The organism is Streptomyces jeddahensis (assembly GCF_001642995.1).
GTDB classification, from domain to species: Bacteria; Actinomycetota; Actinomycetes; order Streptomycetales; family Streptomycetaceae; genus Streptomyces; species Streptomyces jeddahensis.
Window position 1 is genome coordinate 18,997 of the sequence record NZ_LOHS01000096.1, and the last position, 13,238, is coordinate 32,234.

Annotated in this window: 13 protein-coding genes; 8 read left to right on the forward strand and 5 right to left on the reverse strand. The window is 71.8% G+C overall.

The genetic code is table 11. From position 1 onward, the window contains the following. Positions 1 to 147: 147 nt before the first annotated feature. Together STSP_RS39250 and STSP_RS22565 are read right to left on the reverse strand one after the other, a co-directional pair. The gene (locus STSP_RS39250; RefSeq protein ID WP_067281095.1) at positions 148 to 612 is read right to left on the reverse strand and encodes a hypothetical protein; all 465 of its coding nucleotides are present in this window, start codon (positions 610 to 612) and stop codon (positions 148 to 150) included. Between the two features lie 79 nt (positions 613 to 691). Continuing rightward, a complete protein-coding gene (locus tag STSP_RS22565; RefSeq protein WP_067281097.1) occupies positions 692 to 922 on the reverse strand; it encodes a hypothetical protein in 231 nt (76 codons plus the stop codon). A 380-nt stretch (positions 923 to 1,302) separates the two neighbouring features. Here STSP_RS22565 and STSP_RS22570 point away from each other — a divergent pair, with 380 nt between their 5' ends. The 5 genes from STSP_RS22570 (at position 1,303) to STSP_RS22590 (ending at position 8,463) form a co-directional block, all read left to right on the forward strand. Continuing rightward, a complete protein-coding gene (locus STSP_RS22570) occupies positions 1,303 to 2,136 on the forward strand; it encodes a M55 family metallopeptidase (RefSeq protein WP_067281100.1) in 834 nt (277 codons plus the stop codon). Continuing rightward, positions 2,129 to 3,517, forward strand: coding sequence for a M20/M25/M40 family metallo-hydrolase (locus STSP_RS22575; RefSeq protein ID WP_067281102.1), 1,389 nt, complete (start codon positions 2,129 to 2,131; stop codon positions 3,515 to 3,517). The genes STSP_RS22570 and STSP_RS22575 overlap by 8 nt, the downstream gene beginning before the upstream one ends. 13 nt (positions 3,518 to 3,530) lie before the next feature. After that, positions 3,531 to 5,513 (forward strand): S9 family peptidase, encoded by a 1,983-nt coding sequence (locus STSP_RS22580; RefSeq protein ID WP_067281105.1) that lies wholly within the window; start codon positions 3,531 to 3,533, stop codon positions 5,511 to 5,513. 40 nt (positions 5,514 to 5,553) lie between these two features. Next, positions 5,554 to 6,477 (forward strand): S66 peptidase family protein, encoded by a 924-nt coding sequence (locus STSP_RS22585; RefSeq protein ID WP_067281108.1) that lies wholly within the window; start codon positions 5,554 to 5,556, stop codon positions 6,475 to 6,477. A 111-nt stretch (positions 6,478 to 6,588) separates the two neighbouring features. After that, complete coding sequence (locus STSP_RS22590; protein ID WP_078067411.1) at positions 6,589 to 8,463, forward strand: CocE/NonD family hydrolase; 1,875 nt, start codon at positions 6,589 to 6,591, stop codon at positions 8,461 to 8,463. A 202-nt stretch (positions 8,464 to 8,665) separates the two neighbouring features. On the opposite strand, the gene STSP_RS22595 is transcribed toward STSP_RS22590, so the two are convergent. Next, positions 8,666 to 9,274 carry a histidine phosphatase family protein gene (locus STSP_RS22595; protein WP_067281111.1) on the reverse strand — a complete coding sequence of 203 codons (609 nt, stop codon included), beginning with the start codon at positions 9,272 to 9,274 and terminating at the stop codon, positions 8,666 to 8,668. Between the two features lie 290 nt (positions 9,275 to 9,564). Here STSP_RS22595 and STSP_RS22600 point away from each other — a divergent pair, with 290 nt between their 5' ends. Next, positions 9,565 to 10,230 (forward strand): response regulator, encoded by a 666-nt coding sequence (locus tag STSP_RS22600; RefSeq protein ID WP_067281118.1) that lies wholly within the window; start codon positions 9,565 to 9,567, stop codon positions 10,228 to 10,230. Further along, positions 10,227 to 11,330, forward strand: coding sequence for a sensor histidine kinase (locus STSP_RS22605; protein WP_067281131.1), 1,104 nt, complete (start codon positions 10,227 to 10,229; stop codon positions 11,328 to 11,330). Before STSP_RS22600 ends, STSP_RS22605 begins: the two co-directional genes overlap by 4 nt. A 90-nt stretch (positions 11,331 to 11,420) precedes the next feature. On the opposite strand, the gene STSP_RS22610 is transcribed toward STSP_RS22605, so the two are convergent. After that, positions 11,421 to 12,386: an aldo/keto reductase gene (locus STSP_RS22610; protein WP_067281225.1), complete on the reverse strand. Its 966-nt coding sequence runs from the start codon at positions 12,384 to 12,386 to the stop codon at positions 11,421 to 11,423. 223 nt (positions 12,387 to 12,609) lie between these two features. Between STSP_RS22610 and STSP_RS39255 the strand changes: the two genes are divergently transcribed. Beyond that, on the forward strand, positions 12,610 to 12,786 hold the full coding sequence (locus tag STSP_RS39255; RefSeq protein WP_157902885.1) for a hypothetical protein: 177 nt from the start codon (positions 12,610 to 12,612) through the stop codon (positions 12,784 to 12,786). 10 nt (positions 12,787 to 12,796) lie between these two features. Here STSP_RS39255 and STSP_RS22615 read toward each other — a convergent pair whose 3' ends face one another. After that, on the reverse strand, positions 12,797 to 13,150 hold the full coding sequence (locus STSP_RS22615) for a VOC family protein (protein WP_067281137.1): 354 nt from the start codon (positions 13,148 to 13,150) through the stop codon (positions 12,797 to 12,799). Between the last annotated feature and the right edge of the window lie 88 nt (positions 13,151 to 13,238).

Consider the following 13,238-nt stretch of genomic DNA (forward strand, 5'->3'; position numbering starts at 1 on the left):
GATCTGCGATCCCGTACCGGTGACGCGTGCTCCTGCGACCCGCCGACCCGCCGATCCGCGGACCCGCGGGCCCGCCGACCCTCCGGACGGCCAGACGGCCAGACGGGCGGACGGGCGGACGGGGGGACGGGCGGACGGGCGGACGGCCTACGGTCCGGTGTGCAGTCCCGGCCTGTGCTCGTCCGCGTGGACGAGCAGAGTCAAGGTCGTCGCGTCTTCGAAGACGTGCTCCGTGACGAACTCGGCGCTGAGCACGGCGGCCACGCGGTCGACCGCGTCGACGTCGCCCACGAGCTCGACGGTCGCCCGGCCGGAGCCCGCGGGCGCGAGAGGAGCACGGCCGGCGGAGAAACGCCTGCCCGCTGTTTCGACCCCGAAGGGCTGGTCGGCGGCAGCGCCGACGGGCCGTCCGGCCGCGACACCGGACGGCCGTTCCGCTGCGGCTCCGGCGGGCTGCTCGGCCCGCGCTGCCGCCCCCGCCCCTGCGGCGCCCACGGGAACCTCGAGCGTTTCGAACGAGCGAGTGATCGCGGTCCGTACCGCGTCCCTGGCCGGCGCGCTGCCGTCGAGGATGCGGACCTGGGCGATGGTGGACCAGGATGACGTGCTCATCACGGGGCACTCCCTCGCAGGTGGCGGGGCAGGCCGGTCGGCTCACCGTCCCGGCCGGCCTGCCCCCTGAGGTGCGGTGTCAGCCGAGCCGGGTACGCAGCAGCTGCTTGCCCATCTCGGCGCCCTTCCGGCTGTCGGACTGGGCCTTGCGGAACAGCTCCACGACCTCGGTGTCGTTCTCGCGTTCGGCGTCCTTGATGTACGTCTCCAGCCGCAGAGCGTTGTTCAGGCACGCCTCGACGTACCAGATCAGGTTGTAGTCCTTGTCCTTCGTACCCGTGACCTCGCCGGTCTCGGTGTTGCTGGTCATGGAGTTCCCTTCTCTGTGGCGTGTATGTGCGGGGTGGCCCGGCGGCCTTCCCGTCGGCCCGGCGGCAGACGGCGACGCCCCGTCGCCTGCGTGGGGGTGCGGCCGAAGGGGGCGTGCTCACCACGTCGTCCTCTTGTGCCGGGGTGCTCACCACGTGCTCATGTGCCCATGTGCGCACAGCGAGGGTCGGCGGGCGGACCGTAACCATCTGACAGGCATCGCCCGGGCCGGTGTGGCCGACACGGAGAGGGCGTCTCCACGGTTCACGCAGACGGCTCCGCGCCGCCGGTTCGACGCGTTCTCGGGCCCCTCGTATACCGGGGCGGAGCCTCCTGTCGTGTCCTGGCCGGTTTCCCTCACGGCGCGTAACGTGACGCGACATGAAGATCCTCATCAGCGCCGACATGGAGGGTGCCACGGGCGTGACCTGGCCGGCCGATGTGCTGCCGGGCACCGCCCAGTGGGAGCGGTGCCGCTCGATGTTCACCTCGGACGTCAACGCCGCCGTGCTCGGGTTCTTCGACGGCGGAGCCGAAGAGGTGCTCATCAACGAGGCGCACTGGACCATGCGCAATCTGCTCCTCGAGCGGCTGGACGAACGGGCGCAGATGCTGACGGGCCGGCACAAGGAACTGTCCATGGTCGAGGGCGTGCAGCGCGGCGACGTCGACGGTGTGGCGTTCGTGGGGTACCACACCGGGGCGGGCATGGAGGGCGTCCTCGCGCACACCTACCTCGCCAACTCGATCACCGGCGTGTGGCTCAACGGGGTCCGGGCGAGTGAGGGTCTGCTGAACGCGCATGTGGTCGCCGAGTTCGGTGTGCCGGTGGTGCTCGTCACTGGTGACGACCTGACTTGCGAGGACGCCCTCGGGTACGCACCGGGGGCGCTCAAGGTGGCCGTCAAGGACCATGTGTCGCGGTACGCGGCGGTGTGCCGGACGCCCGCGCGTACCGCCGCCGAGATCAGGGGCGCCGCGAAACATGCGGCGGCGCTGGCCGCGCGCCATGAGCCGGTCCAGGGCGGCCCGTTCACCGTGGAGCTGGAGTTCGACGCCGATCATCTGTCGATGGCGGCGACGGTGGTGCCGGGCGTGGCCATCTCCGGCGAGCGGAAGGTGGCCTACACGCACGAGACCATGTACGAGACGATTCGCACCTTCAAGGCGGTCACCACGATCGTCTCGGCCGCGATGGAGGAGCAGTATGGCTGACCAGGCGTACCAGCAGGTGGCAGACCAGGCTGACCAGGTGCCCGGCCAGGTGGACCGGCAGGCGCTGGACGAGGTCGTCACCTTCACGTCCGACCTCATCCGGATCGACACGACCAACCGGGGCGGCGGCGACTGCCGGGAGCGGCCCGCAGCCGAGTACGCGGCGGAGCAGCTGGCCGGGGCGGGCCTGGAGCCGGTGCTGCTCGAGCGCACTCCGGGCCGTACGAACGTGGTCGCGCGCCTCGAAGGCACGGATCCGTCCGCTGACGCGCTGCTCGTCCACGGCCATCTGGACGTGGTGCCCGCGCAGGCGGAGGACTGGAGCGTGCACCCGTTCTCCGGGGAGATCCGCGACGGCGTCGTCTGGGGCCGCGGCGCGGTCGACATGAAGAACATGGACGCGATGATCCTCGCGGTCGTACGCCGGTGGGCGCGAGCGGGGATACGCCCCCGGCGCGACATCGTGATCGCCTTCACCGCAGACGAGGAGGCCAGCGCCGCCGATGGCTCCGGCTTCCTCGCCGACGAGCACCCCGGCCTCTTCGAGGGCTGCACGGAGGGCGTCAGCGAGTCCGGCGCGTTCACCTTCCACGACGGTCAGGGCAATGAGCTGTACCCGATCGCGGCGGGAGAGCGGGGCACCGCCTGGCTCAAGCTCACCGCGCGCGGACGCGCCGGGCACGGCTCGAAGACCAACCGCGAGAACGCGATCATGCGACTGTCGCAAGCGGTCCTGGACATCGGCGCCCACCCGTGGCCGCTGCGGCTCACCCCGACGGTGAAGGCCGCCCTGCGCGAACTCGCCGCCCTGTACGGCATCGACACGATCGACGGCCGGCCGCTCGACGTCGACGACGAGTCCTTCGACGCGGACGCCCTCGTCGAACGGCTCGGCAGGGCGGCCGGGCTCGTCGAGCCGACACTGCGCAACAGTTCCAACCCGACCATGCTGGACGCCGGTTACAAGATCAACGTCATCCCGGGCGAGGCCACCGCCTACATCGACGGCCGCTATCTGCCGGGTACGGAGGACGAGTTCCGCGCCACCCTCGACAAGCTGACCGGGCCCGACGTCGACTGGGAGTTCCACCACCGCGAGGTGGCCCTCCAGGCGCCCGTCGACTCGGCGCTGTTCGCCGCGATGCGGTCCGCCGTCGAGGAGTTCGCGCCCGCGGGGCGTGTGGTGCCGTTCTGCATGCCGGGCGGCACGGACGCCAAGCAGTTCTCCCGGCTCGGCATCACCGGCTACGGCTTCGCGCCGCTGAAGCTGCCCGAGGGCTTCGACTACTGGTCCCTCTTCCACGGCGTGGACGAGCGCGTACCTGTCGATGCGCTGCACTTCGGCGTCCGCGTCCTGGACCGCTTTCTGCGAACGGCCTAGGGGAGTGGGGGACATGGCGGAGACCCGGCCGTACGGATCGTGGCCGTCGCCGATCGGCGCCGACCTGGCCGCCGCGCACGACGGGCAGCCCGAGTACGTGGGCTGGGTCGGGGCAGAGGCATGGTGGACCGAGCCGCGTCCCGAGGAGGGCGGACGCCGCGCGCTGGTGCGGCGACGGGCGGACGCCCGCGAGGAGTCGGTGCTGCCCGCCCCCTGGAACGTCCGTAGCCGCGTCATCGAGTACGGCGGTCAGCCCTGGGCCGCCGCCGAGCGCCCCGAAGGACCCCTGCTGGTGTTCGCCGACTTCGCGGACCAGCGGCTGTACGCGTACGAGCCCGACGCCCCGGGTGACGGGCCGCGCCCGCTCACGCCCGTTTCGCCGGTCGGCGGCGGCCTGCGCTGGGCCGATCCGAGCGTGCACCTCGACCGGGGAGAGGTCTGGTGCGTACGGGAGGAGTTCACCGGGGACGGGCCTGCCGATGTGCGGCGGGTCATCGCCGCGGTGCCGCTCGACGGATCGGCCGCCGAGGACCGGGTAGCCGTGCGCGAACTCTCCGACGACCGGCACCGGTTCGTCACCGGCCCCCGCCTCTGTCCCGACGGCACCCGCGCCGCATGGCTGGCCTGGGACCACCCCCGGATGCCGTGGGACGGCACGGATATCCTCCTCGCGGAGGTCACCGCGCAGGGCACGTTCGGGGACCCGGTCGCTGTCGCGGGCGGCCCTGAGGAGTCCATCCCGCAGGTGGAGTGGGACGCCGACGGGCGGCTGCTGTTCGCGAGCGACCGTTCGGGCTGGTGGAACCTGTACCGGGCCGCTCCCGACGGCGGCGGGGTCACCCCGCTCTGCCCGCGCGACGAGGAGTTCGGCGGTCCACTGTGGAAGATCGGCCTCAGGTGGTTCGCGCCGCTCGACAGCGGACTCATCGCCGTCGTCCACGGCCGCGGCGCCACCGCCCTCGGCGTACTCGACCCGGAGACCGGCGAGATCGTCGACACGGCAGGCCCCTGGACCGAATGGGCACCGAGCCTCTCCGCGCACGACACCCGTGTCCTCGGCGTCGCCGCCGGCCCCCGCAGCTCGTACGAGGTCGTGGAACTGGACACCGGCACCGGACACGCCCTGGTGATCGGTGCCGCGCACAAGGACCCGGTGGATCCCGCGTACTACCCCGAACCGCAGATCCGCACCTTCACCGGGCCCGACGGCCGCGACATCCACGCCCACGTCTATCCGCCCCACCACCCCGGCCATGTCGCGCCCGGCAACGAGCTGCCGCCCTACGTGGTGTGGGCGCACGGCGGCCCCACCGGCCGCTCCCCGCTCGTCCTCGACCTGGAGATCGCCTACTTCACGTCCCGCGGCATCGGCGTCGCGGAGGTCAACTACGGCGGATCCACCGGGCACGGGCGCGCGTACCGCAACCGGCTGCGTGGACAGTGGGGCGTCGTCGACGTCGAGGACTGCGCGGCCGTCGCCCTCGCCCTCGCCGACGAGGGCACCGCCGACCGGAAACGGCTCGCGATCCGCGGCGGCAGCGCGGGCGGCTGGACGGCGGCCGCCTCATTGACCAGCACCGACGTCTACGCCTGCGGCACCGTCATCTATCCCGTCCTGGACCTCGCCGGATGGGCGTCCGGGGAGACCCACGACTTCGAGTCCCGGTACCTGGAGTCGCTGATCGGGCCGCTCGCCGAGGTGCCCGGCCGGTACGCGGAGCGGTCCCCGCTGGAGCACGCCGACCGGATCACCGCGCCTTTCCTGCTGCTGCAGGGACTGGACGACGTGATCTGCCCGCCCGCCCAGTGCGAGCGGTTCCTCGCCCGGATCGAGGGGCGGCGCGTCCCCCACGCGTACATCCCCTTCGAGGGCGAGGGGCACGGGTTCCGGCGCGCCGACACCATGATCCGCGCCCTCGAGTCCGAACTCTCCCTGTACGCCCAGGTCTTCGGCCTCGACGTGCCCGGCATACCGGTTGTGGAGCTCAACAAGTGAACCGTCCCTGCCGTCCAGCACCTGATACGGAGTCCTCCGCGTGATCCCTCTGACGCGCCCCGCCCGGCTCGCCCCCGGCGCCCGTGTCGCCGTTGTCGCGCCCAGCGGGCCGGTCCCCGAGGAACGGCTGCAAGCCGGTGTGGACATCCTGCGGGCCTGGGACCTGGACGTCGTCGTGGGTCCTCATGTCCTGGGCCGGCACCGCGAGTTCGGCTACCTCGCGGGCACGGACGAGAACCGGGCCGCCGACCTGCAGAACGCCTGGTGCGACCGCTCCGTGGACGCCGTGCTGTGCGCCCGCGGCGGCTACGGCGTCCAGCGCATGGTGGACCTGCTCGACTGGGACGCGATGCGCGCCGCGGGCCCCAAGGTGTTCCTCGGGTTCAGCGACATCACGGCGCTGCACGAGGCGTTCGCGATACGGACGGGGCTCGTCACGCTGCACGGGCCGATGGTCGCGGGCGTCGACTTCCTCAAGAACACGCGGGCGCAGGAGCATCTGCGGGCCACGCTCTTCGAGCCCGAGAGCGTCCGGACCATCTCGTCGCCCGGCACGGCCCTGGTACCCGGCCGCGCCCACGGCGTCACCCTCGGCGGGTGCGTCAGCCTGCTCGCCGCCGACCTCGGCACACCGTTCGCGCGCCGTTCAGCGGCCGGCGGCATCCTCATGATCGAGGACATCGGTGAGGAGGCATACCGCATCGACCGGATCCTCACGCAGCTGCTGCGCGCCGGCTGGCTGGACGGCGTCGCCGGGATCGCGCTCGGGTCGTGGGTGGAGTGCGGGCCGCCCGAGGAGGTACGGGCCGTCCTCGCCGACCGGCTGGGCGGGCTCGGGGTGCCGGTCGTGGAGGAGTTCGGATTCGGGCACTGCGAGGGGGCGTTGACGGTTCCGTTCGGGGTGGCGGCCGAACTGAATGCGGACGCCGGGACTCTGACGCTGGATGTGCCGGCGCTGGTGTAGCCGGCCGGCCTCTACCCAATCTTCGTGCTCTACGGAATCTCCGTCCTCTACCGAATCTCCGACAAGAATCCTTCGTCCGGTCGTTGACCCGTCTATGACACGTGCCCGAGCATGACGCGGGCCGGTACTTACCGGTCGGTAGTCGTCCTCAGCGTGGAGGAACCCGTGTCCCGTGCCGTGCCCAGATCCCGCGCGTCCCTGACCCCGTCCCGGTCCCGTTCCCGGGCGCCCCTCGCCTTGGCCGTCAGCGCAGCCCTGGCCGCCCCGCTCGCACTCACGGCGCCTGCGGCCGCAAGCGCGACAGGCCAGTACACCGTCACGCCACTGAAGTTCACGGTGCAGGCCGGAGGGCGCACCTGCACCATCGACGCCGACCTGTACCGGCCTGCCGGGGTGGACGGCAGCCACACGGCGCCTGCCGTCCTCGCCACCAACGGCTTCGGCGGCAGCAAGTCGGACGGCTCGACGGACGCGATCGGCAAGGCGTTCGCGGCCCGCGGGTATGTCGGTCTCGTCTACTCCGGGCTCGGCTTCGGCAACTCCGGCTGCCTGGTCTCGCTCGACGACCCCCGCATCGACGGCCAGGCCGCCTCGCAGCTCGTCGACTTCCTCGCGGGCAAGCGAGCCGCGGACGACGGGACGAAGGCCGACTACGTCACCCAGGACGGCAGCGGCGACCCGCGCGTCGGCATGGTCGGCGGCTCCTACGGCGGCGCGATCCAGATGGCGACCGCCGCCGTGGACCACCGCGTCGACGCCCTCGTCCCGCTGATCACCTGGAACGACCTGGCGTACTCGCTCGACCCGAACAACGCGGTGGGCGCGGCCGGCGTTCCCGGGGCGTTCAAGTGGCAGTGGACGAACGGCTTCTACGCCATCGGGGAAGGGCAGCCGCTGCTCGCCCCCAGCCTCGATCCCTCCCGGATCAACTCCCTCACCTGCCTGCACTTCGTCAGCGAGGCCTGCGAGACGGTCCGCACGCTCAACTCCGGCAGCTATCCCGCCGACAGGACGCGGCAGTTGCTCGCATACGCCCGCAGCGTGTCACCCGTCTCGTATCTGAACCAGGTCAAGGCCCCGACGCTGCTCGTCCAGGGCCAGGCCGACAGCCTCTTCAACCTCAACGAGGCCGAGGCGACGTACCGCACACTCAAGGCGAACGGCGTCGCCACCAAGATGATCTGGCAGTCCTGGGGCCACAGCGGCGGCCTCACCGACCCGGCCTCAGGTGAACTCAACCTGAGCCAGGGGAACTTGGAGACGAGTTACGTCGGCAGGCGCATCCTCGCGTGGTTCGACCGCTATCTGCACCACAAGAAGGACGTCGACACCGGACCGGCTCTCGCCTACTACCGCGACTGGATCGACGACCCCGGCACCACGTACGGCACGGCGTCCCAGGTGCCTGCACTGAACCGGACGCTGTATCTGTCGGGTGACGGCAAGCTCGTCGACGACCGCAGCAAGGTCGCGCGCGGCAGCCGCGTCTACGCCAACCTGCTGACGCCCACGAGCCACTCCGAGAGCTCCTTGGCCGGAGTCATCGGCGTGAGCGACCCGGACCCGTACGACATCAAGGGCACCTACCTCGGCTGGACCAGCGAACCGCTCACGGAGCCCGTCGACGTCGTAGGCGCGCCCAGGGCCGCCCTCAGGGTCGTCTCACCCGCGGCCGAACGTGTGCAGGACTCGGGCGACGCGGCGGACAAGCTCGTCCTCTTCGCCAAGCTGTACGACGTCGCGCCCGACGGTACGAAGACGCTGGTGCACCGTCTCGTCGCGCCGGTGCGGGTCCCGGACGTCACGAGGAGCTTCACGGTGACCCTGCCGGGCATCGTGCACCGTTACGAGGAGGGGCACCGCCTCGAGTTCGTCATCGCGGCGAGCGACGACGCGTACTTCGGCAACAGGGGCATCAAGCCGGTCACGGTGAGGAGCTCGCCGGAGGACACGGGCGTCCTCAGGCTGCCGGTCGTCCGGGGCTGACGTCGTCCGTACGGGGCACGCGCCCCAAAGGGGCGCGGGGCTGTGACATATGCGGCTCCGCCGCGTGGGCGCGACCAGCCACGATGGTGCCGCAGACGAGCACGATGACGGCCCTCTTCCTCAGCAGGCGCCGCTGAGCCTCGGTCTCAGCGGGCGCCCGTGAGGCTCCGCCCCTGTGAGGCTCAGCGAGCGCCGATGGGCCTCAGGACGCGCCGACGACCGCGTCGGCCGCCCCGTGCCCGTCGCTCACGTAGCGCAGGACCGGTTCGAGCCTGATGGTCCGGGAGTGGCCGCTCGGTGTGAGGCGGACCGTGGACAGGGCCGGTACGTCGACATGCCAGAAGGCACGTGCCGGTGCGCCCTGAGCGTGGAGGAGAAGGGCCCGGACGGCGGCTTCTTCGACGATGGCCAGCGCGTGGCCCGTGTCGGGTTCCATGCCGTTCAGCCAGTTCGCCGTCCGGCGGCACAGGCCCCGTATGGACTCGCCTCCGTGGGGCACGGCATCCGGGTCGGTGAGCCATGCGTGGTACCCGTAGGGGTCGTCGGCGACGACGTCGCCGACGGTGCGGCCGGTCCACTCTCCGTAGTCGAGGCCGCGCAGCGCGGGCTCGACGGTGGTCTCCAGACCGAGGGCGTCGGCAAGCTGCGCGCAGCGGGCCGACGGCGCACGGACGGCCGGTGAGTACAGGGGGAGCGCCCGGGCGGCGCCTGCCTCGAGCAGGGCACGCTCGTTCAAAGCGCCGTCGCCGAAGACCGCATCCCTCGCGGCGTCCCAGGTGCTCGCACACAGAAGTACCAGGTGAACCGCCATATGACCGACCTCCTTCCCAGCCCGGCACGGTGCCGGGTGGTCGGGGCGGGGCCGCCTGCCCGGGCGGCGGGGCGTCGTCCCGGACGGCACGGCCCTTGATGCGTCGTGCGTCATGTCCTCAAGGGTCCGCGAAACATGTGGCTTCAACCATCCGGCAAGTGTCCGGAACCGCCCCCGCCGACTGGCCGGTCCGGCCCCGCCGGGCGGCCGGACCGGGGTGTCGGGCAGCCGCGGAGCGGCCCCCCGCGTGGTACGAATCGGACAGTGGTCCGACGGCGACTGGAGCACACGTGATCCGGGTAGTGGTGGTCGACGACGAGGCCCTGATCCGTACGGGCTTCCAGCACATCCTCGACGCGGCGGACGACATCGAGGTCGTCGCGGCGGTGCCCGGCGGCCAGGCCGTGGCGACGGTGCGGGAGACGCACCCCGACGTCGTGCTGCTGGACATCAGGATGCCGGACGTGGACGGGCTTACCGTCCTGACCGACCTTCGTTGCCTTCCCGAGCCGCCGGTGGTGGCCATGCTCACGACCTTCGACATGGACGAGTACGTGGAGACGGCACTCCGCACGGGCGCCGCCGGGTTCCTGCTCAAGGACACCGACCCCGAGGAGCTGCCGTTCCTGGTCCGCGCCCTCGCCGACGGCGGCACCGTACTGTCGTCCAAGGTCACCCGGACGGTCGTGGACGGCTATCTGGGGGCGGGCAGCCAGGAGACCGCGGCCCGGGGCCTCGACCAGCTGACCGACCGCGAACGGGACGTCCTCGTCCTCATCGCCGAGGGGCTGTCCAACACGGACATCGCCACCCGGATGCACCTGAGCACCGGCACGGTCAAGGACCATGTGAGCGCCATCCTCACGAAGCTGGAGGTCGGCGGCCGCGTGCAGGCGGCCCTGCTCGCCGAACGGGCCGGCCTCCTCAAGCCGCCGCGGGACGAGGAGACGGGATGATCCCGCGCCGGCTGACCGCCCCGCTGCTGGACGCAACGCTCGTCGCCGCGGCGCTGGGCGACGTGTGGGTCAACGTCGACCCTGCCGCGTCGCTGCGCATGAGCTGCGCCCTCACCGCCGCCTCCGCGCTGCTGCTGCGCCGGCGCCTGCCGCTGCTGACCTTTCTGCTCACGCTGCCCGCCGTCATGCTCTCCGACGCCATCTTCGCCGCGCTGGCGGCGCTGTTCACGCTCGCCTCGCTCAGCCGAAGCCGCATCCTGCTGGCCGTGTGCGCCCTGGCGTTCACGTTCGGCGATATGACCTCGTGGCCGTCGCCGCGCCTCGACCTCTTCCACCCGCCGACTCTGATCACCCTGGGCTACACACTGGCGACGGCGGCGGCGCCCGTGTTCCTGGGCCAGCTCGTCCAGGTCCGGCGCGACCTGTCGCTGAGGCTGGCCGAGATCTCCGAGGCCCGCGACCACGAGCGGCTGCTGACCGCCCAGGCCGTGCTCGCCAAGGAGCGCGCGCAGCTCGCCCGGGAAATGCACGACGTGGTCTCCCACCAGGTGAGCCTGATCGCGGTGCGGGCCGGGGCGCTCCAGGTCGGTACGCGGGACGCGGAGGCCAAGCAGGCGGCGGCGACGATCCGGCGGCTGAGCGTGCAGACCCTGGACGAGCTGCGGCACATGGTCAGCGTCCTGCGCGACTCGGGGGGCCGCCTGACGGAGCTGACTCCGCAGCCGTCCCTCGCCGATCTCCAGCGGCTGGTCGACAGCAGCGGCATCGAGGCCGAGCTGGTGACGGACCTGCCCGGCAGCCTTCCGCCGACCGTTCAGCGCGCCATCTACCGCACCGTCCAGGAAGCGCTGACCAACGTGCGCAAGCACGCCCCCGGCGCCACCGCGACGGTCCGTATCGCCCACGAGGGCGGCGCCGTCCGCGTCACCGTCGCCAACACCGCACCGACCAGGCCCCCTCTTCCCCTGCCCAGCTCGCGCTACGGCCTGGTGGGCTTGCGGCAGCGCGCCGCCCTCCTCGGCGGCACCGTCACCTCGGGACCGACGCCTGAGGGCGGCTACGAGCTCCGCCTGGAACTGCCGGCCGACGGCACGACGTGACCGGGCGCGGGGGCCGCCGGGGGCCGCGGGGCAGCCCGGCGACGAGGGGCCCTTCTCAGTGATGTCGCCGGGCTGCTGCGCGTGCGGCTGTCAGGCGTAGAAGTTGCGCTGCCACCTGTGCTTGGCCAGTACCGCGAGCTGGTCGGCGGTGAGCGGGCGCCCGTCGCTCAGGGCCGTGTTGCGCTCGACGTTGCGAACGGTCCGCATGCCCGGGATGACGGTGGAGACCGCCGGCGAACTCAGCACGAACCGCAGCGCGTACTCGGCGATCTCGTCGGGGGCGATGCCGAGGTCGGCGACGATCGCGGCCACCCGCTGTTCGACCTGCGCCGGCCGGTCGTCGCGGAAGTAGTGGTTGCGCCAGTCGCCCTCGGGGAACGTCGTGCCGGCGGTGATACGGCCGGTGAGACCGCCCTCGTCCAGCGCCACCCGCACGATGACACCGACGCCGTGCTCCTCGCAGGCGGGCAGCAGTGCGTCGGCGGGCGCCTGGTCGAAGATGTTGTAGATGACCTGCACGCTGTCCACGGCGCCGCTGCGTACGAGCGCGAGCGCGTTGTCGGGCTGGTGGTCGTTGATGGAGACGCCGAACAGGCCGATCTTCCCCTCCTGCTTCAGTTCGGCGATCGTCTCCAGCCAGTCGCCGCGGCCGACCCACTCATCGCTCCAGACGTGGAACTGCAGGACGTCGAAGTGGTCCAGACCGCTCGCGCGCAGACTGGTCTCCAGGCTTGCGCGGATGTGCTCGCCCGGGAACATCTCGGCCGGGTCCAGTCCGTCGGGCGCCGGCCAGATGCCGTTCTTCGGCGGCACCTTGGTCGCGACCCGCACCTCGTCGCCGGCCCGCTCGCGGACGACGCGGCCGACGATGCGCTCGCTTTCGCCGTAACCGCGGGCGGTGTCGATGAAGTTCACGCCGAGGTCGATGGCGCGGTGCAGCGCGCGCACGGACTCGTCCTCCGTGGCACCCACCCAACTGGACTCGCCGATACCCCACGCGCCGTAACCGATCTCGGACACGGACAGTCCACTGCGTCCCAGCTCGCGATAGCGCACCGTCATCCTCCACGTCATGTTCTCGTCGTCCCGGCCGAGCCGGGGCTTCCGGCAGGAAGCGCGTCGACGATAGGCGACGCGGGCGGCCGGGGCACAGGGGTTTTGCGACGGCGCCCGCGACGGGGCCCCGCGCCCCTGGCTGGGCGCATCGTGAGTACCTCGCGTCGGCCTGGGCACCCGGGAGCCGCATGTACACCCGACCGTTCGGAAGGGGGCGGTCGCCGTGACCAGGCCCTACGATCCGCACGATCCGGGAGTCGATCCGGAGGACGAGGGCATCCCCGAGCCGCTCGGCGACGAGGAACCCGAGCTCGACGCGGACACGGAAGCAGGGTCCGAGGACGAGCCCGCGGTGCGGATCAAGATCGACGAGGACGTCGAGGACGACCGGTTGATGTGACGGTCCCCGGCTACATCACGGTGCGCCGGTCCACGTACTCGAAGACCGCCCCGTCCGGGTGCAGGGCCAGCAGATTGCGGCCCGCCGGGGTGGGGAGCGGGCCGGCGAGGATGCGGGCGCCCGAGGAGGTCAGCACGTCGCGGGCCTCGTCGACGTCCTCCACGGCGATGGTCGCCGAAACCTTCCGCAGCACCTCGAGCTCGTGCTCGGGGCCGCTCATCAGCAGGAAGCAGCCGACCGCGGCGACCGACACGCCGCCACGCTCGAAGCGGAGCGCTCTGCTGCCCGCTATCCGCTCATAGAAGGGGACCGAGGCCTCCAGGTCCTCGACGCAGATGCGAAGCGTCGTTCCGAGGATCTCCATACAGGCGAGCCTAGTTGGGACCGGCCGGTGACGAGATCGATTCGGATGATCCTCCTCCGGCCGGCCCTAGTGGGCGGCACCGTCCCGG